Genomic DNA, 26,567 nt, shown 5'->3' with positions numbered 1-26,567 from the left:
GGCGGCACCGATCATAGATTCTCAGTCATGACTTCCCAGCCCGGCGCCCTCGCCGACCACCCCGTCCTGAGCGTCCCGCCCGCCGAACCGGCCGACGCCGTCGCCTACTTCGGCGCCTCGCTCGCCTTCCACGCCGACGTCTCGGACGTCGCGGCCGCCCTGGCCGCCGGAGGGGAGACCCCCGGCTTCGTGCTGCTCGACTCCCGGTCCACCGAGTCCTGGGACCAGGGGCACATCCCCGGCGCCGTGCACCTGCCGACGGCGCTCATCGCCGAACAGGCGCCCCGGCTCCTCGACCCGGCCGTACCGGTGGTCACGTACTGCTGGGGCCCCGGCTGCAACGGCGCCACCCGCGCCGCCCTCGCCCTGGCGCGCCTCGGCTACCGGGTCAAGGAGATGCTCGGCGGCTTCGAGTACTGGGCGCGCGAGGGATTCCCGTACGAGACCTGGGAGGGCGAGGGCGGGCGCGCGGCCGACCCGCTGACCGCACCGGTCGGCACGGACGACTGCGGCTGCTGACGGCGGCCGGCCCCGACGACGGCGCCCCGGGGCCGGCCGCACACGGTCAGAGCTTCGACAGCTCGTCCACCAGGTCGTCCAGTCCCAGCGGCCCCTGGGACAGGGCCGCCATGTGCCACGCCTTGAGGTCGAAGGCGTCCCCGTGCGCCGCCCGCGCGTTCTCCCGGCCCAGCAGCCAGGCGCGCTCGCCCAGCTTGTAGCCGATGGCCTGGCCCGGCATCGAGAGGTAGCGGGTCAGCTCGCTCTCCACGAAGTCGGCGGGCCGGCCGCTGTGGTTGCCGAAGAACTCCTGCGCCAGCTCCGGCGTCCACCGCTCACCCGGGTGGAACGGCGAGTCGGCCGGGATCTCCAGACCGACGTGCATGCCGATGTCCACGATCACCCGGCAGGCGCGCATCATCTGCGCGTCCAGGTAACCGAGCCGGCGCTCCGCGTCGGGCAGGAAGCCCAGCTCGTCCATCAGCCGCTCCGCGTACAGCGCCCAGCCCTCGGCGTTGGCGCTGACGATGCCGATCGACGCCTGGTAGCGCGACAGGCTCTCGGCCACGTGCGCCCACTGGGCGAGCTGGAGGTGGTGGCCGGGAACCCCCTCGTGGTACCAGGTGGACACCAGGTCGTACACCGGGAAGCGGGTCTCGCCCATGGTCGGCAGCCAGGTGCGGCCGGGCCGCGAGAAGTCCTCGGAGGGGCCCGTGTAGTACGGGGCGGCGGCGCCGCCGGGCGGGGCGATCCGCGACTCCACCCGGCGGACCCGCTCGGCCAGCTCGAAGTGCGTCCCGTCCAGCGCGTCGATCGCCTCGTCCATCAGGCTCTGGAGCCACGCCTGGACCTCGTCCACGCCCTCGATGTGCTTGCCGTGCACGTCGAGGTGGGCCAGCGCCTCCCAGGGCCCCGCGCCCGGCAGCACCTTCTCGGCCTCGGTCCTCATCTCGGCGAGCAGCCGGTGGTATTCGGACCAGCCGTACGCGTACGCCTCGTCCAGATCCAGGTCGGTGCCGTTGAAGTAGCGCGACCAGCGGGCGTACCGCTCCCGGCCCACCGTGTCCGGCTCGTCCTCGACGGCCGGCGCGTACACCTCGCGCATCCAGTTCCGCAGCTCGTCCAGGGCGGCGGTGGCCTGCGCGGCGGCCGCGTCCAGGTCGGCGCGCAGGGCGTCCGGGCCGTTCGCGACGAAGTCCTGGAAGAACCCCTTGGTGCCGTCACCGACCCACTCGTCGAGCTGTCCGACGAACGTGCGGGTGGCGCGCGGACCGCCGTACAGCTTGCGCTCCAGGCCGAGCGCCAGGGACTCCTGGTAGCCGCCGAGCGCCGCCGGGACGGCCCGCAGCCGCTCCACGACGGCCGCCCAGTCCTCGTCCGTCTCGGTCGGCGTCACCGTGAACACCTCACGGATCGAGTGCGCCGGGGAGTGCAGGTTGGAGACGGCCCGCAGCGCCTCGTCCGCCTCGTGGACGGCGAGTTCGGCCGTCAGCCGCTCCCGCAGCAGCCGGCCGCAGCGGCGCTCGGCGTCGTCGGCGGCCCCGGGCAGCTGCTCCGCGCGGTCCAGCCGGGCGAGCGTGTCCCGGGCCAGCGCGGCCAGTTGTTCCTGGCCGGCCGGGGAGAAGTCGGGAAGGCGGCGCGAGCTTGCCGCGACACCGAGGTAGGTGCCGGAGATCGGGTCGAGTTCGATGAAGGCGTCGACGTAGGCGTCGGCGATCTGGCGCGGCAGTGCGCTGCTGGAAGAGTCTGACATATGGACATCCTCGTACGGGGAGGGCCCCCGCGTCACCATCAATCGGCAGGACGGACCTGACCGGGGACCGGTCCGGCCGCCCCCGGCACCGGCGGGAGCAGCGGTCCGCACTCCCACTGCTGGAAGATCAACCGCGTCTCCACCCGGGCCACTTCGCGCCGCGAGGTGAACTCGTCCAGCACGAGCCGCTGCAGGTCCGCCGTGTCCGCCACGGCCACGTGCACCAGGTAGTCGTCGGGGCCGGTCAGATGGAACAGGGCCCGGGACTCCGGCAGCGACCTGATCCGCTCCACGAACGGTCCGATGAGCTCCCGCCGGTGCGGCCGCACCTGCACGGAGAGCAGCGCCTCCAGCCCCCGGCCGAGCCTGGCCGGGTCCAGCCGCAGCTGATGCCCGAGGATGACACCGGTGCGCCGCAGCCGCGCCACCCGGTCCAGACACGTCGAGGGGGCCACGCCGACCTCGGCCGCCAGCTCCCGGTACGTGGTCCGGGCGTCGTTCTGCAACAGCCGCAGAATGTGCAGATCCACCGTGTCGAGAGCGACGGAATCAGTCATTCGGCGAACGTAGCACGGGGTTCGGGCTGCACCCTCCGGTGAGCGTTCAGAGTGCGCGCATGGACAACGAATCCGTGCTGCCGCCCTCGACCACCCCGTCCCGGGCGCTCGCCACCGAAGCCGTGCACGCCGGACGCGACGACCTCGCGGCCCTCGGCCTGCACGCCGCGCCGATCGACCTGTCGACCACCTACCCGTCGTACGACTCCCGCGCGGAGGCCGAGCGGATCGACGCCTTCGCGACCACCGGGGCCCGCCCGGACGGCCCGCCGGTGTACGCACGGCTCGACAACCCCACCACCGCCCGCTTCGAAACGGCGCTGGCCCGGCTGGAGGGCACCGCGAGCGCGGTGGCGTTCGCCAGCGGCATGGCCGCGCTGACCGCCGTCCTGCTGGCCCGCGCGAGCGTGGGACTGCGCCATGTGGTGGCCGTCCGCCCGCTGTACGGATGCAGCGACCACCTGCTCGGTGCCGGGCTGCTGGGCACCGAGGTGACATGGACGGACCCGGCGGGCATCGCCGAGGCGATCCGGCCCGACACGGGCCTGGTGATCGTGGAGACCCCGGCCAACCCGACCCTGGCCGAGGTGGACATCCGGGCCGTCGCCCACTCCTGCGGGTCGGTGCCGCTGCTGGTCGACAACACCTTCGCGACGCCCGTCCTCCAGCGCCCCGTCGAACTCGGCGCCCGGATCGTGCTGCACAGTGCGACGAAGTACCTCGGCGGGCACGGTGACGTGATGGGCGGAGTCGTCGCGTGCGACGAGGAGTTCGCCGGCGTGCTGCGCCAGATGCGCTTCGCCACCGGCGGGGTGCTGCACCCGATGGCCGGCTACCTGCTGCTGCGCGGCCTGTCCACCCTGCCCGTACGGGTCCGGGCGGCCTCCACGAGCGCCGCCGAGCTCGCCCGCCGGCTCTCCGCCGACCCCCGCGTGGCCCGGGTCCACTACCCGGAGATCGGCGGCGCGATGGTCTCGTTCGAGGTGTACGGGGACCCGCACCGGGTGATCGCGGGGGTGCGGCTGATCACCCCCGCCGTCAGCCTCGGCAGCGTCGACACCCTCATCCAGCACCCCGCTTCCATCAGCCACCGCATCGTGGACGAGACGGACCGGCACTCCTCCGGCGTCGGCGACCGGCTGCTGCGCATGTCGGTGGGCCTGGAGGACGTCGAGGACCTGTGGGCCGACCTGTGCAACGCCCTGGGCGGCGCGGAGCCCGTACCCGGCGGGGTCAGCGCTCGGCCTGCTCGTACGGCGGCGAGTGCGGCAGGGAACGCGCCGGGGGTGCCGCAAGGCGTGCGGTGAGCACGAGGGTCCCCTCCTCGATCTGGTAGTCGAGCGGCAGCGAGAGCGAGCGCATGGCGGCGACCATGCCGGCGTTCGACGCCTGGGTGACGGCGTAGACGTTCTCGCAGCCGGCCTCGACGGCCAGCGCCACGAGGCGGGCGAGCAGTTCGGAGCCGATCCCGCGCCGCTGCCACTCGTCCTCCACCAGGAGGGCCACCTCGGTCTCGTCACCGTCCCACAGCAGATGGCCCAGGGCCACCAGCCGCCCGGAAGCCGTCTGCACGGCGAGGGTGCGGCCGAAACGCGGGCTCAGCAGGTGGTCCAGGTAGCGGTCGGCATCCCGGACCGGGCCGTGGTAGCGCAGCCGTAGCGTCCGCTCGGAGCACCGTCCGTGCATCTCCACGGCCGCGGCCAGGTCGGCGCGGTCCGCCCGGCGCACCGTGATCTCGTCGCCCTCGGGCAGCCTGAGCACCTGCTCGCCGCGCGGGACCCGGGGGCCGAGCCGCGCGTCGAGCTCCACCAGCGCCCGGGCCCGGGCGAACTCCGTGGGCGTGAACGGCAGATAGGGGCGCTCCACGGAGATCACACCGCCCGACGGGTCGCGCAGCCGCATCACCGTCTCCTCCAGCACCCCTTCGACCGGGGCGGTCTCGCCGGTGGCGCGCCCGGTGACCGACACGGCGGGCAGCGAGTGGATCGTGCACCGGCCGAGCAACTGCCTCAGCGCCAGTGGTAGTTCGGCACCGTCGAGGGCGGTGCGGGTGGCCAGGCCGAGCACCCGCGTCGGGGCGTCCACCAGATCGTGGGCGTCGGCCCGCTCCGTCCAGGTCGAGCTGCCCCCGGCGGCGGCGACCGCGCGCGACAGCTCCCGGGCCGGCAGGGACGCGGGCACCCTCAGCAGGAACTCGTCGACGGTGCCCTGCGCCAGCGGGTGCGTCTGGAGCGTGAGGATGTCGATGCCGTGCCGGGCGAGCACCGTGCACAGCGCGGCCAGGCTGCCCGGAACGTCACGCACCGTGGTCCGCATCCGCCACAGCACTGTCTCGCCGGGGGTGGCGGGCGCGGCGGCGTCGGCGGCCGGGGCGGCGTCCGCCGCCGTTGCCGTGGCGCCGGGCGGAGGCGGGGCGTGGCTGTGGCGCCGGGCCCACCAGGTGTGGAACGCGGCCGTGGCGGTCAGCGCCACGGCCGAGGCCACGAGCAGATAGGGACCGTCCGGCTGGTGCCCGATCAGGTTGGCGATCGCGTCGGCCACCGCCACCGCCGTGAACAGCGCGGCGAGTTCGATCACGTCCCGTCGCCAGTGGTGGGGGCGGCGGGCACTCTTCGCGGATGTCACATCAGTCATGAATCCACTGTGACCGCACCGTGTTGCCTGATCACGAACGCTTTGTGACCGATGGGTTAAAGGGGGACCGGGCCCCCGTCGTCGGTTTCGAAGGCGTCGGCCGGGTGTTCCGAAGGGCGCCCCGGGCCGCGAGCGGGCGCCGCCCGGGGCTCAGCCGATGTCCGCCCGGCAGGCGGTCTGCAGGCGTATCGCCTGTCGCACCAGCTGGGTGGTCCCGCCGCGCGCGGCCGTCTCCGCGAGCCCCGGCACCGGCCCGGTCTCCGGCGGCCCGCTGTGCTCCGCGCACTCCGCCGCCACGGCGAGCAGATCGCTCAGCCCCCGGGGCGCCCGCTCCCGGGCCAGCAGCGCGGGCAGCACCGGCGCCAGGACGGACAGGACCGTCCCGTACGCCCCGGTTTCCGCCGCCGTCCGTGCCGCGTCCGCCAGCCGGTTCGGCTTGACCGACTCCCGTCCGAGCAGCCCGGCCAACTCGCGCCCGAGCAGCGCCGCGTCCAGCCGGCCCCGCGCGGCCAGCACCAACAAGGCGTCCACCGCCGCGAGCCGGTCCTCCGCGTCCCGGGCGCCCAGCCCGTAGGCCAGGGCGAGATGGACCGCACCGGCGACCGGCCCGCCGGTCTCGGCGAGCGCGGGCAGCAGCCAGGCGCCGCCCCGCTGCTCGTCCACGCACGACGCGACGGTGGGCAGCAGCCAGGCCGCGAGGGCCTCCCCGTCCTGGGGCAGGGTGGCGGGCCAGTGCGGGGACTCCGCCACCCAGCAGTAGCAATTCTGGTTGCGCGGGGAGTGCGCGCTCCCGAGCCAGTGGAAGGCGCGCGGGAACTTCTCCCGAACGAACGCGTTCCCCCTGGTGGCGAGCAGCACGCGGCGCGCCTTGACCACCGTCCGCCGCATCCAGTCGTGCGCGACGGGGACGTCCGTCTCCACGGCGCGTGCGACGACGGCCGCCACCGGTTCGTCCGCCCGAAGCCACGCCGCCAGCCGGTCGCCCGCCTCGGTGCCCAGCGCGGCGGCCCGCTCCGCGGCCTCCTCCTCGCCGGCGCGCCGCACCCGCAGCAGGGCCTGCGCGAAATCCACGGGTCCGGCCGCGAGGCCCAGCGCCTGGTATCCGCGCAGCCGCTCGACCAGCTCCGAGGCGTCGATGGCCCCCGTGTGCCAGGTGGGCGTGGCCAGCAGATAGGGCAGCCTGCCCGTCCGCACCGAGTCGGCCGCCTCCCACAGGCGGGCGTAGAGGATCGCGTCGAGGGCGGCATGGCAGCAGGGGCTCGGTGCCGCTGCCTGGACCTGTCCGGTGCGGACGGCGCGGCGCGGGACCCGGTCGAGCAGCGCGGCGGCGACGAGGTGCAGGCCGTCGTGGTTGCGGAGCAGCCGCCGGGCGGTGTCGTCCGGGGAGACCTCGGCCCACCACTGACCGGCGAGCGCGGGCTCCAGGGCCGCGATCAGCTCATCCCGGCCGCTGTGGGCGTACCGGACCAGCCCGTCCAGCGCCCGTTCGAACGTGGTCACGTCCGCCGGGTCCGACCGCAGCAGGACCGCCGTCACCTCCTCGGTGACCTCGGCCACGGACGCGGCCGACGGGCCGAGCGGGCTCGGGGCCGGAGGCGGCGGCAGGACCTCCTCGTAGGCGGCGCGCCCCGGCGCCTCCTCCAGCAGCTCCCCGAACACGGCGCGCGCCGCCTCCCGGTGCACCGGCGCCAGCAGCGACGCCATCCGGGCCGTCTCGTCGCGGACCTCCGGCGACGCGGCGGGCAGGGCGCGGGCGGCCAGCTTGAGCGCGCGCTCCTGGGCGTCGGTGTCCGGATGCCCGAAGGCGTCCGCGATCACCGGCAGCAGCTCGTCGGCCGCCGAGGAATCCCGGCGCAGCACCTTGCCCAGGTGGATCAACTGGGCGCGCACCAGCTTCTTCTCCGTGCGGAAGAGCACCGCACCGGCCACCTCGGCCAGCTGCCGGACCGACAGGGCGCCCTGCGCGTCGAGCCGGACCAGCACCTCCTGGGCGTGGCCGGCCACCGGGGAGGGCCCGTCGGCGGCCATCGCCATCCAGTCGGCGGTCCGCGCCGCCTCCTCGTCGGCGGTGGGCCCGAGACCGCGTACGACCAGCAGGCAGAAGCGCAGATCCGTGGGCTTCCCGCCACGCAGCAGCCGCGCGACACAACTGTCCAGCAGGGCCGCCCGGTCGAGCCGGCCCTCCGCCACCAGGGCGGTCAGCGCGGCCGGCCAGGAACCGGCGGGGGAGCCGCTGTCGACCCACGCCACCACCGGCGGCAGCTCCGGCATCGTCAGCAGATGCGCCACGAGGACGTCGAGGTGGGCGTCCGCCCGCAACACATCGATCAGGGACTTTCCGGGTCCGCCCTGCCACCGCTCGCTGTTGACCCGCTCCGTCCACGCCCGGACCATGCCGTCCGAGACGGGCAGTGGACAGCCCGCCCGCCGGGCCAGCTCCTCGACCAGCCGGTACTCCGCCTCGGACTCCACGGCACGCGCGGCCAGCCGGCGGGCGAGATCGGCGAGCCAGTCCGGCTCGCGGTCGCCCAGCACCTCCAGGACCCACGGGTACGGCGAGTGCGTCCAGTCCCGCATGTCCCTGGCCCCGAGCCACGTCGCGCAGCCCGCCGCCCCGGTGTGGCAGCCGGCACCGGCCACGAGGATCGCCTTGCGGGCCCGGGTCCGCTCCCCCCAGTGCCAGCCCCGGGCCTCCTTGCGCAGGGCCTTCAACTCCTCCAGCGCGGCCTTGCGACCGCCCCGGTCGAGCGGGGCCAGCAGGGGCCGGATGTCGTCCATGCGGCCCTGGCGGACCGCGTCCAGCAGATTCTTCACCGGGCACCCCCGGCGACCGCCGCGCCACGGCGGACCATCCGGACCGCGAGGGCGTGCTTGCACGGGCCCCGGCGGCCCCCGTAGTCGGCCCACCACTGGCAGGTGCAGCTCAGCGCCCCCGACCGCTCACGGACCTGGTACTGCCGGTCGCCCGAGCGCACCGCCGCCGGCTCGCCGTCCAGGACCACCGCCCCCTCCCGGACCAGCCGCCGCGCCGCGACCAGCCGCGGATTGTGGCGCTCGGCCCGGTCCGCGTCGTACGGCAGCTCGCGGTGGAAGTACGCGGCGTCCGCGAGGTCGTAGCCCACCCGGCCGGCCGTACCGAGCCGGACCAGCGCGGCCCGCACCCGCTCCACCGGGAGGCCCGCCTGCTCCGCCAGCCGGTCCGGCTCGATCCGGGGCTCCCACGCCAGCAGCACCGAGACCAGCTCCGCGTCGGCCGCGGCGTCGTCCGTGGCCAGCGCCTCCAGCACCCCGCCCTCGCCGGAGAAGCCGCGCGAGGCGTCCGGCGACAGCGTCAGCGTGAGCCGCATCCCGGGCAGTACGACCTCCCAGGCGCTCGCGGCGACCGCGCCGTCGGCCACCGGCCCGTACACGCGGAGCGCCGACGCGTACCGCAGGACCCGCTGCAGGGCGGTCAGCCGCTGCGGTCCGGGAAGGCAGACGGCCCCGGGCACCGGCCGGGTGGTGGGCCGGAGCGTCCGCCCGGCGGGCACCACCCACCGCGCGCCGCGCGCGGCCGCCCCCGAGGACGTGGGCAGCGACCTCAGGAACCGTACGGCGTCCGCCGCCGGGAGCTCAGCCCGCAGGTCGAAGGCGGCGGAGGCCACCTGCGCCTCGGCGAAACCCCGCAGCCACCGGTCCGGCAGCGGCACCTTCTTCTCCACGACGGCGCCGTCCGTCGTGGTCACCGCCAGCTCGTCCGGGCCCACCCGCAGATGCAGCGGCTCGTCGCCGCCCATCCGCGAAAGCGCCTCCCGCAGCGGATGGTTCACGTCCACATTGGTCGTGCCGTGACCCGTCTCCACGCCCTCCAGACCCTCGCTCAGCACGTCGAGCCGCGCGTACACCCCGCAGCACCCGGAGAACGACTCGAAGCGCAGCCGGTCGCCGTTGCCCGTCACCACCGGGTCCAGGGAGGACGCCGAGGTCCGCTGGTAGTAGCGTGCGGCGGCGACGTCCGCGACGGCCAGCAGCCCCCGCGCCGCTATCTGCGGCGAAGCCAGGAACCCCGAGAAGAACCGGGGGTTCGCCTCGGCGCCGTGGGCTGTGGAGCCGCCGGCCGTTTCCAGGCCGAGGGACCGCCCGGCCCGCGAGGAGGCCAGGACGGAGGGACGTGAGTAGGCCAGGGCCTGCACGGTTCGGGTCATGGAAAAACCGTAGGGCCCGCCACTGACAATCGGTCATCACCGCAGGTCGGGAGCGCTATTGGGTGAGCTCGGCCAGCGCCCGGACCCCGCGCACGATGTCGGCCGGCGCGAGATGGGCGTAACCGAGGACGAGGCGCACGCAGTCGTCCGCCGGCCGCTCCGTCCCGTACTCGCGCAGCAGCCGCACCGCGACCCCGGCACCCGCCGCGCGCTCGGCGAACTCCTCCTCGGGCCACCGGCGTCCGGGGAGCCGCGCGATGGCGTGCAGCCCCGCCGCGACCCCGCTCACCTCCGTGCCCGGGATGTGCTCGGCCAGGGCACGCGTGAGCACGTCGCGCCGCTCCCGGTAGGCCCGCTGGCAACGCCTCAGCTGACGGTCGTACCCCCCGCCGGTCACGAAGTCGGCGAGCACCGCCTGTTCGAGGGACGGGTTGCCGAGGTCCATCATCCGCTTCCGCTCCACGAGCTCGTGGGTCATCGACGCGGGCGCGATCAGCCAGCCCAGACGCAGCCCGGGAGCCAGCGACTTGCTGACCGACCCGGTGTACGCGACGCGTTCCGGATCGAGCCCCTGGAGGGCGCCGACGGGGGCGCGGTCGTACCGGAAGTCACCGTCGTAGTCGTCCTCGATCAGCAGCCCGTCCGTCTCCCGGGCCCACTCCAGGAGCCGGCTGCGACGCGTCGCGGAGTACGCCACTCCGGTCGGGAACTGGTGGGCCGGCGTCGTCACCACGGCCCGCACCCCGGAACGTCTCAGCGGCTCCAGAGCCAGGCCCTCCCCGTCCAGCGGGACCATGGTGGTGGCCACACCGGCGGAGGCGAAGAGTGCCGTGTGCTCAGGGCTTCCCGGGTCCTCCACGCCGACCGTGCGCACCCCGCGCCCGTGCAGGACGAACCCGAGCAGCGTCGTCGCCTGCGCCACCCCGGAACACACCAGCAGCCGTTCCGGATCGGCGACCACCCCGCGCCGTCGCGTCAGCAGCCCGGCCAGGGCCACGCGCAGCTCCGGCAGTCCGCGCGGGTCCGGGTAGCCGAGCGCCCGGTGCGGCAGCCGCCCGAGCACGGAGCGGTGGGCGGCGGCCCAGGCGCTGCGCGGGAAGAGGGAGAGGTCGGGCGTCCCGGGCCGGAAGTCGACCCGCACCCCGCGGGCGCGCGGCGCCAGGTCCCGCGCGCCGCCCGCCGCCGCCCGCGCCGATCCGCTCACCCACGTCCCCGCACCGCGCCCGCTGCGCAGATAGCTCTCCGCCGTCAGCTGCTCGTACGCCTCGGTCACCAGACCGCGCGAGACCCCCAGATCGGCGGCCAGCTCACGGCTGGACGGCAGCCGTGTCCCCGGCGCGAGGCGGCCGGAGCGGACCGCCTCGCGGAGCGCCGACTGGAGCGCCCGCCCGCGGCCACGCGCCGGAGCCGAGGCCACCGGAAGCAGCAACTCCCAGGCCGTGGCGGCGGATTCGCGGCCTCCGCCGCTGCCGCCGGAGGGTGGATTGGTCCCCGAAGCCGTCATGGAAGTGGACCTTAAACCGAACCACCGCGCTCCCTAGCGTCGGTCCCATGAACGCGACCTCTCTGCGCGGCGCCCTGCTCGCCGCTTTCGCCTGCGTCCTCGTCGGCGCCTCCTTCACCGCCAACAGCGTCCTCGGCGACTACCCCTACGCGGGCGGCCAGGGGCTCCGCTACGGTCTCGCGGCGCTCCTGCTGCTGCCCCTGATCCACTGTCCCGGGGAACCGCGCCCCGCCGCCGCACTGCGCGGGCTGACCGGGCGGCAGTGGGCGCGGCTCGCCCTGCTCGCCGCCGTCGGCATGGTCGGCTTCAACCTCGCCGTCCTGGCCGCCGAACGCTCCGCCGAACCGGCGGTACCGGGCGTCTTCGTCGGCTGCGCCCCGATCCTCGTCGCCGTCCTCGTCCCCCTGCTGGAAGGGCGCAGGCCCGCCCGGCCCGTGCTGTACGCGGCGGCGCTGGTCGCCGCCGGGGCGTTCACGGTCCAGGGGTGGGGACGCACCGACCTGAGCGGCATCCTGTGCTCGGTCGGCGCCCTGGCCGGCGAGGTGGGCTTCGCCGTGATCGCGGTGCCCGTGCTGCGCCCGCTGGGCCCCAAGCTGCTGTCCGCGACGGTGTGCGCCGTCGCGGCGGCGGAGTCGACGGTCCTCGGCCTGCTGCTCGACGGCGGCGGCTTCCTCCGCGTGCCGTCCGGGGCCGAGGCGGCGGCGCTGGTCTGGCAGGCGGCCGTGGTGACGGTCATCGGCTTCGTCTGCTGGTACATGGGAATGCAGCGCATCGGCGCGGAGCGCGCCACCCTCTTCTCCGGCCTCATCCCGGTCTCCGCCGCGCTCACCGCCCCGCTCGTCGGCACCGGTTCGTACGGTCTCGCCCAGGCCGCCGGGTCGTGCCTCGTCGGCCTGGGGGTGGCGATCGGCTCGGGAGTGCTGGGGCGGCGCGGCGGGACCGCACCGCAGGTGGAGGCCCCCGCTCCGAAGGCGGACACCGGGCCGCGCGCGGTGCGCCGGTCCGCGAACGTCCTGTGAACGCTGTGCGGCGGACCGTCGATTCACAGGGTCCCGGGCGCAGGATTGGTCTTGACCAAGGGGGTGCGCCGTCCTATGGTCTCAACGTTAAGACAGGAACCTTTAATAAATAACGTCGCGGAATAAGCCGCTGGGCGATTGCGGAGGACAGGGTGGGGACCACGCAGCTGGAAACGGTGCAGGAGCCGAAGTACTGGCACCTCAAGACCGTGCTCAGTGAGGCACTCGACTCGGACTTTGCGGTGGGGGAGATCCTTCCCAACGAGCGCGAGCTCGCCGCCCGGTTCGGCGTCGCCCGGGCCACGCTCCGGCAGGCCCTGGAACAGCTCGAACTCGAAGGCAGGCTGCACCGCCGCCGCGGCGTCGGGACCACCGTCGCCCCGCCCCGCGTCGGTGTGGCCGTCTCCACCGCCCGCAACGACTGGACCGACGGCGGGGCCGACACGGCCTGGCAGCCGGTGGACTGCGAGAGCGCTCCCGCCCCGGCCGCCGTCGCCGCGACGCTGAACGCCGGCGCCGAGGAGCCCGTCCACATCGTGCGCCGCATCCGCACGAGCCACGGCCAGGTGGTCGCCGCCGAGCTGCTCTACGTGCCGTCCTCCTCCGTGCCCGAGCTCTCCGGGATAGACGCCCCGTCCGGCGCGGCCCGCGCCCGCAACGTCGTCCGGGAACTGCACCGCCTCGGCCTCGACGGCCAGGACCGGTCCGTCGAGCTGGGCTCCGCCCGCGCCGACGACGCCAAGGAGCTGGACCGGCTCCCCGGCGCCCCCGTCCTCGTCGTCACCACCCGCTACCTCGCCGCGGGCGGCACGGCGGCGGTCTCGGTCGCCACGTACCGGGCCGACACCTGCCGGCTCACCTTCGGCGACTCGGGCGACCTGGAGATCAGCCACCCGGAGCGGGAGCGCCAGGCGTCCTGAGCCCGGACGCTCTCGGCGCCCGTCCGCGTCCCACGGCCCGTCGCACTCAGCGGCGGGCCGTCACCGTTCCCTCGACGGCGAACAGCTGCTCCTCCACATGGTCGAGCGCCAGCCGCAGCGCACCGGTCGCCACCGCCGCCTCGCCCAGGAGCGACAGGCACACCCGGGGTGGGCGCAGGCAGTAGCGGGCCAGCTCGCTCCGCAGCGGGTCCAGCACCCCGTCCAGACCGGCGGCCCAGCCCCCGACCACCACCAGCTCGGGGTCGAGCGCCAGCACCAGCGCCGCCACGTCGTGCACCAGGCGCTGGATGAACCGCTCCACCGCGGCCCGCGCCTGTTCGTCCCCGTGCCGCGCCTTGGCGAACACCGCGGCCACGGCGTGCTCGTCCAGCGGGTCCAGCGGGGTGTCCGTCGTGGACAGCAGGTGCTCCGGCGTGACGTCCCGGCCCAGCAGGTGCAGCGCGCCGATCTCCCCGGCCGCGCCGCCGAACCCGCGGTGCAGCCGCCCGCCGATCAGGGAACCGGCGCCGGGGCTCAGCCCCGCCAGGACGAACACGATGTCGTCGGACTCCGTGGCCGCGCCCTTCCAGTGCTCGGCGACGGCGGCGGCGTTGGCGTCGTTCTCCACGAGGACCGGGCAGCGGAAGGAGCGCCTCAGCCGTTCGCCCAGGGGCAGGCCCGTCCAGCCCGGCAGCGCGGTGCCCAGCCGCACGGTCCCGTCGGCCTCCACGATGCCCGGGCTGCCCACGCCGACCGCGCGCAGGTTGCTGCGGGCCACGCCGGTGCGGCGCAGGACGTCCGCGACCACGGCCCGTACCCGGTCGAGCCGGTCGTCGGCACCGGCGGTCTCCGACACCTCGCGGGAGCCGGCGCCGATGATCCGCCCGTCCAGCCCCGACAGCAGCGCGGAGACGCGGTGCGGGCCGATCTCGATGCCCAGCAGGTGCCCGGCCTCGGCGCGGAAGCGGAACCGGCGGGCCGGACGGCCCTGCCGGCGGGTTTCGGCCCCCTCAGGAGCGCACTCCACGACCAGGCCCGCTTCGAAGAGCCCTTCCACGACGCCCTCGACCGTGGGGCGGGACAGGCCCGTGATCCGGGTCAGGTCCGTGAGGGTCGAGGAGGACGCGCCCCGGAGGGCGTGCAGTACCACCGCGGAATTGATCCGCCGCAGCAGCGAGGGGTCCCCGCCGGTCAGCCGGCCCACGGTGTGTCCTCCCAGCTAGTGCGCATGTCAGGCGGATCGTACTCGCTGCTCAGGGGGGAGGCGACCGAGGGATGCGAAGCCGTTAGGAAGGGGTCCGGCCCGCCGGGTGCGGCTGCCGCGGGCCCCGGCGCGGCGACCGGCGCCATCTTCTGCGGGGCGGCGCCCAGTTGATGCCCGGCGGGTGCCAACTGCGGGCGCCGCAGCCGGAACGAGGTGGCCGAAATCGTCTCAAAGCAGGGGGCAGCGTCCCGATTGTCAGTGGGGGAAGGTTTACTGACGGCATGACCACCGCACATCACCTCCGCCTCATCGACGGGATGCGCGCCCGGGCGTTCCCCGCGGAGCGCGTCCGGTCGGGGTCGGGAGTCAGCGGTCCTGGTTACCACACGGCGTTCCTGTACGTGGACGACGTCTGGGAGGACGACGAGGCGGGGCGGCTGGAGCGCCGCGCCCAGTGCCTCGCGGACCACGAGGCGCTGGTCACCCTGCTCGGCAGCCGCTGGGGCGAGCCGCAGCTGGTCAGTCTGTTCAGCGCCCAGGAGCGGATGCTCGCCGGCGAGGAGATACCCCAGCCGTGGGCGGACACCGTCGCGGGCTGCGAGTACCTGCGCCTCTGGCACATCGAGGAACGCTGGATAGCGCTGGCGCTCTACCTGGAGGAGGGCGGCTCCGGCTGCGAGCTGAGCGTGGTCGTGACGGAGACCGACCCGCCGTGAGCGTCGCCGGCCTCCACGGCCGCGCGCAGCCGGGCGTACTCCTCGGCCATCGTGGCGGCCGTCCAGTGCGCGTTGAGGCCGCTGGGGTTGGGCAGCGCCCAGACCCGGGCGCCGCCGACCGTCCGCTCCTGCGGCCCGATCCGGGCCCGGCGCTCGCCGAACGCCGTGCGGTACGCGGTGATCCCCACGACGGCCAGCCAGCGCGGGCGCAGCCGCTCGACCTTGGCGGTCAGAATCCGTCCGCCCTCCCGGAACTCCTCGGCGGACAGCTCGTCGGCCCGGGCCGTGGCCCTGGCGACGACGTTGGTGATGCCGAGCCCGTGGTCGAGCAGTTCGGCCTGCTCGGAGGGGGCCAGCCGGCGCGGGGTGAAGCCCGACAGGTGGAGCACCGGCCAGAAGCGGTTGCCGGGGAAGGCGAAGTGGTGCCCCGTCGCCGCCGTCGTCAGGCTCGGGTTGATCCCGCAGAACAGGACGCGCAGATTGCCCGCGACCACGTCGGGAACGACGCGGTCGCGGGCGGCCCGGAGCTCTTCGGGTGTCATCCGCGCGGACGGTCCGGCCGGCCCGCCGTCAGAGGATGGAGCCGGGCGCGTAGCCGGCCGCCTCGGGGTGCTGCTTGGTGATCTCCTCGATCCGCGCGACGAGCGCGGTGACCTGGTCGCCGGCCGCTCCGGTGAAGGACAGCTTGTCCGCCATCAGCTCGTCCAGCTGGGCGCGGTCCAGCGGGATGCGCTCGTCGGCCGCGAGCTTGTCCAGCAGCTCGTTGCGTTCGGTGCCCTGCTCGCGCATGGCGAGGGCGGAGGCGACGGCGTTCTCCTTGATGGCCTCGTGCGCGACCTCGCGGCCGACCCCGGCGCGCACCGCGCCCATGAGGACCTTGGTGGTGGCCAGGAACGGCAGGTAGCGGTCCAGCTCGCGGGCCACGACGGCCGGGAACGCGCCGAACTCGTCCAGCACCGTCAGGAACGTCTCGACCAGCCCGTCGAACGCGAAGAACGCGTCCGGCAGGGCGACCCGGCGGACCACGGAGCAGGAGACGTCGCCCTCGTTCCACTGGTCGCCCGCCAGCTCGCCGGTCATCGACGCGTAACCGCGCAGGATGACCATCAGGCCGTTGACGCGCTCGCAGGAGCGGGTGTTCATCTTGTGGGGCATCGCGGACGAGCCGACCTGGCCCGGCTTGAAGCCCTCGGTGACCAGCTCGTGTCCGGCCATCAGCCGGATGGTCTTGGCGACCGACGAGGGGGCCGCCGCCAGCTGGACCAGCGCCGTCACCACGTCGTAGTCGAGCGACCGGGGGTAGACCTGGCCGACCGAGGTGAAGGCGTGCGCGAAGCCGAGGTGCCCGGCGATGCGCTCCTCCAGCTCGGCGAGCTTGCCGGCGTCACCGCCCAGCAGGTCCAGCATGTCCTGCGCGGTGCCGACCGGGCCCTTGATGCCGCGCAGGGGGTAGCGGCCGAGCAGGTCGTCGAGGCGGCCGTACGCCACCAGCAGCTCGTCGGCCGCGGTCGCGAAGCGCTTGCCGAGGGTGGTGGCCTGCGCGGCCACGTTGTGGGAGCGCCCGGCGACGACCAGCTCGCGGTACTCGGCGGCCAGCTTGCCCAGGCGGGCCAGGACGGCGACGGTGCGGTCGCGCATCAGCTCCAGGGAGAGCCGGATCTGCAGCTGCTCGACGTTCTCGGTGAGGTCGCGCGAGGTCATGCCCTTGTGCACGTGCTCGTGGCCGGCGAGGGCGTTGAACTCCTCGATCCGGGCCTTCACGTCGTGCCGGGTGACCTTCTCGCGCTCGGCGATCGAGGCCAGGTCGACCTGGTCGAGGACGCGCTCGTAATCGGCGAGGGCGGCGTCGGGCACCTCGATCCCGAGGTCCTTCTGGGCGCGCAGCACCGCCAGCCACAGCCGGCGTTCCAGCTTCACCTTCTGCTCGGGGGACCAGAGGACGGCCAGCTCCGTGGAGGCGTAGCGGCCGGCCAGGACATTGGGGATGCGAGGCTTCGCAGACACAGCAGTCACGTGTACGGATTCTACTGGCGGTTTGTGCAGCTCAGCGCCGAGGTCCGGTTTGTGCGTTGCTACGAACCGGATGCGTCGCGCCCCTCCCGCTCACCGGACTCCACCTGCCGCCACGTCGCGACCGGAGCAGCCCAGCCCTCCTCCTCCGGGGTCACCCAGAAGGCCCGCCCCAGCTCGGCGTCGAACTGCGCCCCGGCCCGTCCGTCGCCCGACGAGCGCCCCGTGAGCCGCCGCCCGATCCAGGGCAGCAGGTGCTGCCGGGCGAAGCGCACGTCCGCCACCCGCCGGGCGGCCCAGCGCGCCGGGGCCGAGGTGGGCAGCGGGGCCCGCCAGTCGCTCTCGGGCGGCAGCCCCAGCGCCTGCCAGACCGCCTCGGCCACCCGGCGGTGCCCCTCGGCGGTCAGGTGCAGCCGGTCGACGTCCCACAGGCGCGGGTCGCCCAGCGCCGGGGCGCCGTACAGGTCGACCACCACCGCGTCGTGCCGGGCGGCCAGCTCGTCCACCAGCGCGAACAGCTCCTCCATGCGCGGCCGGAAGCGCTCCATCACCGGGCCGTTGCGGCCGGGGCTGCGCATCAGCACCAGCTTCCCGCAGGACGGTGCCAGGCGCTCCACCGCCTCTTCGAGGCGTCCGCGCACCATGCCCATGTCGCACTTGGGGCGCAGGGTGTCGTTGAGGCCGCCGACCAGCGTCACCACGTCCGCCCGCATGGCGGCCGCCACCTCCACCTGCTCGTCCACGATCTGCCCGATGAGCTTCCCGCGCACCGCGAGATTGGCGTACCGGAAACCGGGCGTGCGGGCGGCGAGCCGGGAGGCGAGCACGTCGGCCCAGCCCCGGTAGGAACCGTCGGGCAGCAGGTCCGACATGCCCTCGGTGAACGAGTCGCCGACCGCGACCAGACTGGTGTATGAGGCATTCATTTCCATGGCGATGCGATCGTATCGCGGTGCCGTACGGCCCCGACGGCCGAAGGGCGGCTCCGGACCGGGGCCCGGAACCGCCCTTCGCTCAGCGGCTCTGCGGCCGTCCCACCAGCTCCCGGAGCACGTCCTCCATCGTCACCATGCCGGCGAGCCTGCCGTCCTCGTCCAGGACCGCCGCCAGGTGCGTACGGCTGCGCCGCAGCGCCGTCAGCGCGTCGTCCAGCGGCGTCGCCGCCCGGACCCGGGCGATCGGCCGCATCGAGGAGACCGGGAACGGCATGTCGCGCGGGGTGACGTCCAGGGCGTCCTTCACATGGAGGTAGCCGAGGATGCGCCGTTCCGCGTCCATCACCGGGAAGCGCGAGAACCCGGTCTCGTACGAGAGCCGCTCCAGCTCCTCCGGGGTCGCCCCGACCCGGATGTACATCACCCGGTCGACCGGCAGGACCACGTCCCGCACCGGCCGGCGGCCCAGCTCCAGCGCGTGGTGCAGGCGCTCGGCCGCCCGGTCGTCCACCAGCCCGGCGTCACCCGCGTCCTTCACCAGGCGCGCCAGCTCGTCGTCCGAGAACGTCGCCTCCACCTCGTCCTTCGTCTCCACCCGCAACAGCTTCAGCAGGGCGTTGGCGAAGGCGTTGATCGCGAAGATCACCGGGCGCAGCGCCCGGGCCAGCGTCACCAGCGGCGGGCCGAGCAGCAGCGCGGAGCGCACCGGTTCGGCCAGCGCGATGTTCTTGGGGACCATCTCGCCCAGCAGCATGTGCAGATAGGTCGCCACCGACAGGGCGATCACGAACGAGGCCGGGTGGACCAGGCCGTGCGGCACGCCCACCGCGTCGAAGACGGGTTCCAGCAGATGCGCGATCGCGGGCTCGGCGACGATGCCCAGCACCAGGGTGCACAGCGTGATGCCGAGCTGCGCCGCCGCGAGCAGCGCCGAGACGTGTTCGAGGCCCCAGATGACGCTGCGGGCCCGCCGGTTCCCCTGCTCGGCCTGCGGCTCGATCTGGCTGCGGCGCACCGAGATGAGGGCGAACTCGGCGCCGACGAAGAAGGCGTTCACGACCAGCGTCAGCAGACCGATGAAGAGCTGTACGACAGTCATCGCTCGTCCTCCGACGGCTGGTGGGAACCGGTCAGCGGTGCGTGCAGCAGCGCCCGGGCGGCGCGGCGCCCGGAGGCGTCCACCACGTCGAGGCGCCAGCCGGCCAGCTCGACCGAGTCGCCCACGGCCGGGATGCGGCCGATCTCCGTGGCGATCAGGCCCGCCAGCGTCTCGTACGGACCGTCCGGCACCCGCAGCCCGATGGTCTCCAGCTGGTCCGTGCGGGCGGCGCCGTCCGCCGACCACAGGACGCGCCCGTCGGCGTCCTCACCGGCCGGGGCGAGGTCCGGCGTCTCGTGGGGGTCGTGCTCGTCGCGCACCTCGCCGACGACCTCCTCCACGATGTCCTCCAGCGTCACGACGCCCGCCGTGCCGCCGTACTCGTCGATCACGACCGCCATGGCCAGCTTGCCGGACAGCCGGTCGAGCAGCCGGTCGACGGTCAGCGTCTCGGGCACGAGCACCGGCTCGCGCAGCATCTCGGACACCCGCTTGCGGGGCCGCTGCTCGGCCGGGACCGCCAGCACGTCCTTGATGTGGGCGACGCCCACGACGGTGTCGAGGCTGCCCCGGTAGACGGGGAAGCGGGAGAGGCCGGTGGCCCGGGTCGCGTTGGCCACGTCCTCGGCGGTCGCGCTGACCTCCAGGGCGGTGACCTGCACGCGCGGGGTCATCACGTTCTCGGCGGTGAGCTCCGGCAGGTTGAGGGTGCGGACGAACAGCTCGGCGGTGTCCGCCTCCAGCGCGCCCTCCTTGGCGGAGTGCCTGGCCAGCGCCACCAGCTCCTGCGGACTGCGGGCGGAGGCCAGTTCCTCGGCCGGTTCGAGCCCGAAGCGCCGCACGATCCGGTTGGCGGTGTTGTTGAGGTGGCTGATGAAGGGCCGGAAGACGGCCGTGAAGACCCGCTGCGGGGTGGCGACCGTCTTCGCCACCGCGAGCGGCGAGGAGATGGCCCAGTTCTTCGGGACCAGCTCACCGACGACCATCAGGAAGACCGTGGACAGGGCCGTGCCGATCACGAGCGCCACGGACGAGGCCACGCCGGGCGACAGGCCCACGGCCTCCACCGGACCCCGGATCAGCTTCGCGATGGACGGCTCGGAGAGCATGCCGACCACCAGGTTGGTGACGGTGATGCCGAGCTGCGCCCCGGAGAGCTGGAAGGTGAGGCCGCGGACCGCCTTCATGGCGCTCGCCGCGCCGCGCTCGCCCTGCTCGACGGCCCGCTCCAGCTGACCGCGTTCCACCGTGGTCAGGGAGAACTCCGCCGCGACGAAGGCGCCGCAGGCGAGCGAGAGCAGTACCGCAACGAACAGCAGAAGCACTTCGGTCATCGGTTCACCTCCGTCCCATGATCGGGCAGGGACCGGCGGACCGCGCGATGTCGGTGGCTTCTGGTACTGGGAGGCTCGCCCATGGGCGGACGCTCACACCTTTCGTCGGAGGGGCGGGATGGCCTCCCCATAGTAAAGGATCGGCAAAGTCGCGGGTGCGTCCGGTCACCTGCCCCCTGTGCCCGGCCCGAGCGGCTTCACCCACCGCCGCCAGTGGTTCTCACGGTGGTAGCCGGCCGCCTGCCAGGTGTGGTGGGCCCGCTCGTTCTCCTCCAGGACCATGGCGTCCACCCGCCGCCCGCCCAGCTCGGCGAAGCGCTGCTCCGCCGCGCCGAGGAGCGCGGTCGCGACGCCCTGCCGGCGGTGGTCCGGATGGACGGCCAGCCGATAGGCGGAGCACCGCCAGCCGTCGAAGCCCGCGATGACGGTGCCCACGAGCACGCCGTCCCGTTCCGCGAGGAGCAGCGCCCCCGGGTCGCGGCCGATGAGCCGGGCCACCCCGTCGTGGTCGTCGCTGATGCTGGTGCCTTCCGCCGCCGTCCGCCAGAAACGCAGTACGGCGGCGATGTCCGAAGGGGCGGCGGGGCGTATCGGGAGATCACTCATGGGGCGAGCCAATCAGAGGTCCACTCCTCCGGGCGAGCGCTTTCCCCGCCGGTACGGGGACGGCTCAGCGGAGTCGTGCGGGCAGCGACTCGACGCCGTACACGATGGAGAGCTTGCGGAAGGCCAGGTCCTGCGGGGGGACGGCGAGCCGCATCGCGGGGAAGCGCCGGACCAGGGCGGGGAAGGCGGAGCGCAGCTCCATGCGCGCGAGCTCCGCGCCGATGCAGCGGTGGATGCCGTAGCCGAAGGCGAGATGCCCGGCCGGAGTGACCCGGTCCACGTCGAACCGCCCGTCGTCCGTGACGTACGCCGGGTCGCGATTGGCGCCGCTCAGCGAGCAGAGCACCATGTCGCCACGCGGGATCACCACCCCCGCGACCTCGATGTCCTCCCGGGCGAACCGGGGGAAGGCCATCTGCACGGCCGACAGATAGCGCAGCACCTCCTCCACGAAGGGCGCCGTCACCCCGTCGTCCGCGCGCAGCCGGTCCGCGACCTCCGGGTTCCGCAGCAGCACCAGGGCGCCGAGCGCGATCGTGCTGGCGGTCGTCTCGAAGCCCCCGGTGAGCACCCCGTCCGCCAGGCCCGCCAGCTCCTCGTCGTCCACGCTGTCCCCGTGCTCCCGCACGATCATCCCGAGCAGGCCGTCGCCCGGCGCGCGCCGCTGGTCGCGCACGACGCCCCGGAAGTAGTCGAGCGAGGCCGACATGGCGCCGAAGGGCGCGGTGGGCCCGGAGAACAGGTCGAAGCGGTCCATGGCCAGCTTCTGGAAGTCGTCGCGGTCCTCGTAGGGCACCCCGAGCAGTTCGCAGATGGTCAGCGACGGCACGGGCAGCGCGAACGCGTGCACCAGGTCGACCGGCCCCGGCGCTGCCGCCATCGCGTCCAGGCGCTCCGTGACGATGGCGTCGATCCTGGGCGTCAGCCGGCGCAGCCGGCGCATCGTGAACTCCGGCGTCAGGATGCGGCGCAGCCGCGTGTGCACCGGAGGATCGCTGAACCCCAGGCCGCCGGGGCTGTGCTCGGCGGCTATGCCCGCGTTGCCCGCCAGATGGGCGAAGTCCGTGCTGAACCCCTCGGCGGAGCCGAGCACCGCCTTCGACTCCTCGTAGCCGGTGACCACCCAGGCGTCCATCCCGAACGGCAGCGCCACTCTGGACACCGGCGCAACCGCCCGGGTTTCGGCGAGCCGCCCGACCGGGTCGAGCCCGTTCCTGCGCAGCGGCATCAGCAGTTGTTCCGGGAGCAGCCGCATCGTGGTCGACCCGAACCCGTGCTTCTGGATCCTGGCCAGGTAGCCGCGCCCCAGCCGGGCCGTGATGCGGGAACGGAACGTCGTCGTACTCAATGTCACTCCATGAGTCGTCGCGAGAACTGGTCGGTGGGCGCGCCTGTGGCGCCAGGACATGGCCGACCGCGGTGACTTCGGCTACCTGAGCCCTGAGCAGGCATTATGACCAGGTGTTCGGCCGATGGGGGGCCGGGGTGCGGAATACGTCCGGGATGCGACGGTTCAGGGACGCGCGGACAGCTCCTAGCGCCGCACCGCCGCGTCGGGCCGCCGTGCCACGCCCAGCACGCAGGACGAGGTGGGCAGCCGGATGCCGTGCTCCGGCAGGTTGACCCGCCGGTACGACTCCACCGTGAAACCGGCCGCCGCGAGGGCGGCGAGCGTGTCGCGCGCGGTGTGGCAGCCCCCAACCACCCGGGGCCAGAAGGTGCGGTCCAGGGCGCGCTGGGCCGCCGCCATGGCCCGCCCGTCGGACCGGACGTGCTCGAAGAAGCGCAGCTCCGCGCCCGGGCGCAGGACCCGCCACAGCTCCGCGAGCGACCGCTCCACATCCCGTACGGTGCACAGCACCAGCGACGCCACGGCCCCGTCGAACGCCTCGCTCTTGACCGGCAGCGCCTCCGCCGTCCCCGGCACCACGTCCACCGGCACGCCCGCGCGCAGCGCCGCGCGCACCGCCAACCGGCGCAGGGTGCGTTCGGGTTCGACCGCCACCACCTCCGACACCGTGGCCGGGTAGTGCGCGAAGTTCAGGCCGTTCCCGGCGCCGATCTCGACGACCCGCCCCGTGAGCCCGGCCAGCAGCTCCGCCCGGAGCGCGGCCAGACCGGCGGTGGACTCGGCGGCCACGCTCATCCGCGCGTAGCAGCGCGCGAAGAGCGGGTGGTGCACCGCGTCCGGGGGGACGGGCGTGCTCCGCAGCCGCATGGCGGACCTCCTCGACGGACCGGCTCCTTCCATTCTGCCCCTTTCCCGGGGCTCAGCCCAGAGGCCGGTCGCCGCCCAGTGGTGCGGACAGCCAACTCGCCGCCCGCGCCCGGAAGTCGGCCGGGGCCAGCGACCCGGCGCCCTCCGGGACGACGCCCAGCAGCGGAGCCCCGGCGGCCACCGGGAGGTCCGCCACATTGCAGCGCGCCGCGAGATCGGGCTCGGCCGGCATGCTGCCGATGACCACCCCCAGGCAGTCGAGTTCCCGGGCGCGCAGCGCCTCCGCCGTCAGGGCCGTGGAGTTCAGCGTGCCCAGCCCGGCCGGGGCGACCACCAGGACCGGGGCCGCGAGCAGCCGGGCCGCGTCCGCCAGGGTCGCGCCCTCGTCGTCGAACCGCACGAGCAGCCCGCCGGCCCCCTCGACCAGGACCAGATCGTGGTCGGCGGCCAGCTTCTCGGCGGCCTCGGCGACCTCGTACGGGCGCACCGGGTCCATCCCGGCCCGCCGGGCGGCCGTCGCGGGGGCCAACGGCTCGGGGAAGCGGGCCAGTTCGACCGCCGTGACATGGGCGCCCGCCAGCCGCGCCACCTCCGCCACGTCACCGGGCTCGCCCGGCGCCAGGCCGGTCTGGGCCGGCTTGAGGACGGCGACGCGGCGGTGCGCGGACGCCGCCGCCACCGCCGCCGTCACGATCGTCTTGCCGATCTCCGTACCGGTGCCGGTCACCACCAGGACGCTCATCTCTCAGCCCTCCCGCGCCGCAGCGCACACCGCGCGGCAGATCCGTGCCACGTCGTCGTCACCCGTCACATACGGCGGCATGGTGTAGACGAGGTCCCGGAACGGCCGCAGCCACACCCCCTCGCGCACCGCCGCCGCGGTCGCCGCGGCCATGTCCACCTCGTGGTCCAGCTGGACGACCCCGATCGCGCCGAGCACCCGCACGTCGCGGACCCCGGGCAGTTCCCGCGCCCGCGCCAGGCCCTCGTGCAGCCCGGCCTCGATCCGCTTGACCTCCTGCTGCCAGTCCTGGCCGAGCAGCAGGTCGATGGAGGCGCAGGCCACCGACGCGGCCAGCGGGTTGCCCATGAACGTGGGCCCGTGGGCGAGCACCGGCACTTCGCCGCGCGAGATCCCGTCGGCCATCTCGCTCGTGCACAGCGTCGCCGCCATCGTCAGATAACCGCCGGTCAGCGCCTTGCCCACGCACATCACGTCGGGGGACACCCCCGCGTGCTCGGCGGCGAACAGCCTGCCCGTACGGCCGAACCCCGTCGCGATCTCGTCGAACACGAGCAGCACGCCGTACGCGTCGCACGCCTCGCGCAGCACGCGCAGATAGCCGGGGGAGTGGAAGCGCATGCCGCCCGCCCCCTGGACCACCGGCTCCACGATCACCGCCGCCAGCTCGTCCGCGTGCCGCCGGATCAGCTCGCGGAGCTGCGCCGCGTACGCCGGATCGGGCTCGGAGTCGTAACCGGCGGGCGGTTCACCGGCGAAGACCTGGCGGGGCAGGGCACCGGACCACAGCTCGTGCATCCCGCCCTCGGGGTCGCACACCGACATCGGCTGCCAGGTGTCCCCGTGGTAGCCGCCGCGCCAGGTCAGCAGCCGCTGCTTGGCCGGCCGCCCGGCCGAGCGCCAGTACTGGAGGCACATCTTCACGGCGACCTCGACCGACACGGAGCCCGAGTCGGCGAGGAAGACGTGGCGCAGCGGCTCCGGCGTGATCTCCACCAGCCGGGCCGCCAGCCGGACGGCGGGCTCGTGCGTGAGCCCGCCGAACATCACATGGCTCATCCGGTCCAGCTGGCCGCGCGCCGCCTCGTTCAGCACGGGGTGGTTGTAGCCGTGCACGGCCGACCACCACGAGGACATCCCGTCGACCAGCTCGCGGTGGCCGTGGACGGGTTCGGCGAGCCGCAGCCGGACCCCGGACGCGGACTCCACGACCAGCGGTTCCTGCCGGCCCGGCATCGGGCCGTACGGATGCCAGACGTGCGCCCGGTCCAGCTCCCGGAGTGCGGCGGGGGAGAGCGGCTCAGGCATTGGGAGCGAGGTCCGTGCCCGCGCCACGGCGGCGGACCGCCACCAGATCCGTACGGGCACCCGGGGTTTCCGGCACCTCGGCGGCGGATACGGCCGCCGCCTCCGCGCCCTCGCCGCACGGCCCGCAGCCGGCCCCGGCGTGCGAACCGCAGCCCTCGGCCTCGGAGGCGCAACCGCCGTCCGCGTGCGAGCCGCAGCCGGCCGCCGCGTCCGCGCGGTGCCGGGGGAGCGTCGTCGTACCCGCACCCTCCACCTCGAAACCGGCGTCCGCGATCATGTCCAGGTCCGCCTGCCCGGCCTGGCCCTCACTGGTCAGGTAGTCGCCCAGGAAGATGGAGTTGACCAGGTGCAGCGCGAGCGGCTGCATCGACCGCAGATGGACCTCGCGCCCGCCCGCGAGCCGCACCTCCACGTCCGGGCAGACGAACCGCACCATCGCCAGGATGCGCAGACAGCGCTGCGGCGTCAGGTTCCACTCCTTGGCGAGCGGCGTCCCCTCGAACGGGATCAGGAAGTTGACCGGCACCGAGTCCGGGTCCAGCTCGCGGAGCGAGAAGACCACGTCGACCAGATCGGCGTCGCTCTCGCCCATCCCCGCGATCAGCCCCGAGCACGCCGAGAGTCCGGCGGCCTGCGCCTGCCGCACCGTCTCCACGCGGTCGGCGTAGGTGTGGGTGGTGGTGATCTCCCCGTACGTCCCCTCGGACGTGTTGAGGTTGTGGTTGTACGCGTCGGCGCCCGCCGAACGCAGCCGGTCGGCCTGGCCCTCGGAGAGCAGACCGAGGCAGGCACAGACCTCGACGCCCTCGTTCTCCTCCTTGATGGCCTCGATGGTCTGCGAGACCCGGTCGACGTCCCGGTCCGTCGGGCCCCGGCCGCTGGCCACCAGGCAGACGCGCTTGGCGCCGCCGGCCACCCCGGCCGCCGCCGCCTTCGACGCCTCCTCCGGCTTCAGCCAGGTGTACTTGAGGATCTCGGCCTTGGAGCCGAGCCGCTGCGAGCAGTACGAGCAGTCCTCGGGGCAGAGCCCGGACTTCAGATTGACGAGGTAGTTCAGTTTCACCCGCCGCCCGAACCACTGACGGCGCACCTTGCCGGCCGCGGCCACCACGTCGAGCAGTGCGTCGTCCGGGGTCGCCAGTACGGCGAGCGCTTCTTCACGGGTCGGCAGCTCGCGCCGCAGCCCCTTGTCCACCAGCGTGTTCAGGAGGTCCATGGCGATGATCCTGACGCACCGCACCGCCCGGAGCCAAGGAGGAACCGGACAACAGAGCCGACACGGGGTGTGTGCATTGCCACACCGTGTCTTGGCATGGGCCCGGTTAG

General features: G+C 74.2%; 23 protein-coding genes. 5 read left to right on the top strand and 18 right to left on the bottom strand.

Annotated features, from left to right (window positions below):
* Window positions 1-27 precede the first annotated feature (27 nt).
* On the top strand, window positions 28-519 hold the full coding sequence (locus ACFUJY_RS28695; protein WP_383305010.1) for a rhodanese-like domain-containing protein: 492 nt from the start codon (window positions 28-30) through the stop codon (window positions 517-519).
* A gap of 46 nt (window positions 520-565) precedes the next feature.
* Here ACFUJY_RS28695 and ACFUJY_RS28690 read toward each other — a convergent pair whose 3' ends face one another.
* Both ACFUJY_RS28690 and ACFUJY_RS28685 read right to left on the bottom strand, forming a co-directional pair.
* Complete coding sequence (locus ACFUJY_RS28690; protein ID WP_383305009.1) at window positions 566-2,251, bottom strand: DUF885 domain-containing protein; 1,686 nt, start codon at window positions 2,249-2,251, stop codon at window positions 566-568.
* Between the two features lie 38 nt (window positions 2,252-2,289).
* Complete coding sequence (locus ACFUJY_RS28685) at window positions 2,290-2,808, bottom strand: Lrp/AsnC family transcriptional regulator (protein ID WP_018105193.1); 519 nt, start codon at window positions 2,806-2,808, stop codon at window positions 2,290-2,292.
* A 59-nt stretch (window positions 2,809-2,867) separates the two neighbouring features.
* Here ACFUJY_RS28685 and ACFUJY_RS28680 point away from each other — a divergent pair, with 59 nt between their 5' ends.
* Window positions 2,868-4,115 (top strand): trans-sulfuration enzyme family protein, encoded by a 1,248-nt coding sequence (locus ACFUJY_RS28680; protein ID WP_383305007.1) that lies wholly within the window; start codon window positions 2,868-2,870, stop codon window positions 4,113-4,115.
* Here the strand turns inward: ACFUJY_RS28680 and ACFUJY_RS28675 are convergent.
* The 4 genes from ACFUJY_RS28675 to ACFUJY_RS28660 all read right to left on the bottom strand — a co-directional run bounded on the left by ACFUJY_RS28675 (window position 4,042) and on the right by ACFUJY_RS28660 (window position 11,130).
* A complete protein-coding gene (locus ACFUJY_RS28675; RefSeq protein ID WP_383305005.1) occupies window positions 4,042-5,442 on the bottom strand; it encodes a GNAT family N-acetyltransferase in 1,401 nt (466 codons plus the stop codon). The two genes, ACFUJY_RS28680 and ACFUJY_RS28675, sit on opposite strands and share 74 nt — an antisense overlap.
* A 150-nt stretch (window positions 5,443-5,592) precedes the next feature.
* Window positions 5,593-8,256, bottom strand: coding sequence for a DUF6493 family protein (locus tag ACFUJY_RS28670; protein WP_383305003.1), 2,664 nt, complete (start codon window positions 8,254-8,256; stop codon window positions 5,593-5,595).
* Window positions 8,253-9,626 carry an SWIM zinc finger family protein gene (locus tag ACFUJY_RS28665; RefSeq protein WP_383305001.1) on the bottom strand — a complete coding sequence of 458 codons (1,374 nt, stop codon included), beginning with the start codon at window positions 9,624-9,626 and terminating at the stop codon, window positions 8,253-8,255. Before ACFUJY_RS28665 ends, ACFUJY_RS28670 begins: the two co-directional genes overlap by 4 nt.
* A 55-nt stretch (window positions 9,627-9,681) precedes the next feature.
* On the bottom strand, window positions 9,682-11,130 hold the full coding sequence (locus ACFUJY_RS28660; protein WP_383304999.1) for a PLP-dependent aminotransferase family protein: 1,449 nt from the start codon (window positions 11,128-11,130) through the stop codon (window positions 9,682-9,684).
* Window positions 11,131-11,177: 47 nt separating this feature from the next.
* Here ACFUJY_RS28660 and ACFUJY_RS28655 point away from each other — a divergent pair, with 47 nt between their 5' ends.
* Window positions 11,178-12,149 (top strand): DMT family transporter, encoded by a 972-nt coding sequence (locus ACFUJY_RS28655; RefSeq protein WP_383304997.1) that lies wholly within the window; start codon window positions 11,178-11,180, stop codon window positions 12,147-12,149.
* Window positions 12,150-12,301: 152 nt separating this feature from the next.
* Complete coding sequence (locus ACFUJY_RS28650; protein WP_383304995.1) at window positions 12,302-13,069, top strand: GntR family transcriptional regulator; 768 nt, start codon at window positions 12,302-12,304, stop codon at window positions 13,067-13,069.
* Window positions 13,070-13,115: 46 nt separating this feature from the next.
* Here the strand turns inward: ACFUJY_RS28650 and ACFUJY_RS28645 are convergent, their stop codons facing one another.
* Complete coding sequence (locus ACFUJY_RS28645; RefSeq protein ID WP_383304993.1) at window positions 13,116-14,273, bottom strand: ROK family protein; 1,158 nt, start codon at window positions 14,271-14,273, stop codon at window positions 13,116-13,118.
* Between the two features lie 281 nt (window positions 14,274-14,554).
* Here ACFUJY_RS28645 and ACFUJY_RS28640 point away from each other — a divergent pair, with 281 nt between their 5' ends.
* Window positions 14,555-14,989, top strand: coding sequence for a hypothetical protein (locus ACFUJY_RS28640; RefSeq protein ID WP_383304992.1), 435 nt, complete (start codon window positions 14,555-14,557; stop codon window positions 14,987-14,989).
* Here the strand turns inward: ACFUJY_RS28640 and mug are convergent.
* The 11 genes from mug to bioB all read right to left on the bottom strand — a co-directional run bounded on the left by mug (window position 14,923) and on the right by bioB (window position 26,457).
* Window positions 14,923-15,531 carry a G/U mismatch-specific DNA glycosylase gene (gene mug, locus ACFUJY_RS28635; RefSeq protein WP_383304990.1) on the bottom strand — a complete coding sequence of 203 codons (609 nt, stop codon included), beginning with the start codon at window positions 15,529-15,531 and terminating at the stop codon, window positions 14,923-14,925. The genes ACFUJY_RS28640 and mug overlap by 67 nt on opposite strands.
* 28 nt (window positions 15,532-15,559) lie before the next feature.
* A complete protein-coding gene (purB, locus tag ACFUJY_RS28630) occupies window positions 15,560-17,002 on the bottom strand; it encodes an adenylosuccinate lyase (protein ID WP_383304988.1) in 1,443 nt (480 codons plus the stop codon).
* A gap of 59 nt (window positions 17,003-17,061) precedes the next feature.
* A complete protein-coding gene (locus tag ACFUJY_RS28625) occupies window positions 17,062-17,931 on the bottom strand; it encodes an SGNH/GDSL hydrolase family protein (RefSeq protein ID WP_383304986.1) in 870 nt (289 codons plus the stop codon).
* Window positions 17,932-18,013: 82 nt separating this feature from the next.
* A complete protein-coding gene (locus tag ACFUJY_RS28620; RefSeq protein WP_383304984.1) occupies window positions 18,014-19,033 on the bottom strand; it encodes a hemolysin family protein in 1,020 nt (339 codons plus the stop codon).
* Window positions 19,030-20,367 (bottom strand): hemolysin family protein, encoded by a 1,338-nt coding sequence (locus ACFUJY_RS28615; RefSeq protein WP_383304982.1) that lies wholly within the window; start codon window positions 20,365-20,367, stop codon window positions 19,030-19,032. Before ACFUJY_RS28615 ends, ACFUJY_RS28620 begins: the two co-directional genes overlap by 4 nt.
* A gap of 165 nt (window positions 20,368-20,532) precedes the next feature.
* On the bottom strand, window positions 20,533-20,973 hold the full coding sequence (locus ACFUJY_RS28610; RefSeq protein ID WP_383304980.1) for a GNAT family N-acetyltransferase: 441 nt from the start codon (window positions 20,971-20,973) through the stop codon (window positions 20,533-20,535).
* Between the two features lie 64 nt (window positions 20,974-21,037).
* Window positions 21,038-22,321 carry a cytochrome P450 gene (locus tag ACFUJY_RS28605; RefSeq protein WP_383304978.1) on the bottom strand — a complete coding sequence of 428 codons (1,284 nt, stop codon included), beginning with the start codon at window positions 22,319-22,321 and terminating at the stop codon, window positions 21,038-21,040.
* 186 nt (window positions 22,322-22,507) lie between these two features.
* Entirely contained in the window at window positions 22,508-23,191 is a 684-nt protein-coding gene (locus ACFUJY_RS28600) for a class I SAM-dependent methyltransferase (RefSeq protein WP_383304977.1), read from the bottom strand.
* 52 nt (window positions 23,192-23,243) lie between these two features.
* Window positions 23,244-23,933 (bottom strand): dethiobiotin synthase, encoded by a 690-nt coding sequence (gene bioD / locus ACFUJY_RS28595; RefSeq protein WP_383304975.1) that lies wholly within the window; start codon window positions 23,931-23,933, stop codon window positions 23,244-23,246.
* 3 nt (window positions 23,934-23,936) lie between these two features.
* A complete protein-coding gene (locus ACFUJY_RS28590) occupies window positions 23,937-25,241 on the bottom strand; it encodes an adenosylmethionine--8-amino-7-oxononanoate transaminase (protein ID WP_383304973.1) in 1,305 nt (434 codons plus the stop codon).
* The gene (gene bioB, locus ACFUJY_RS28585; RefSeq protein ID WP_383304971.1) at window positions 25,234-26,457 is read right to left on the bottom strand and encodes a biotin synthase BioB; all 1,224 of its coding nucleotides are present in this window, start codon (window positions 26,455-26,457) and stop codon (window positions 25,234-25,236) included. Before bioB ends, ACFUJY_RS28590 begins: the two co-directional genes overlap by 8 nt.
* Window positions 26,458-26,567 lie beyond the last annotated feature (110 nt).

Origin of the sequence: Streptomyces sp. NPDC057249 (genome assembly GCF_042669245.1) — a bacterium.
Classification (GTDB): domain Bacteria; phylum Actinomycetota; class Actinomycetes; order Streptomycetales; family Streptomycetaceae; genus Streptomyces.
This window is presented reverse-complemented; position numbering and strand designations above follow the sequence as displayed.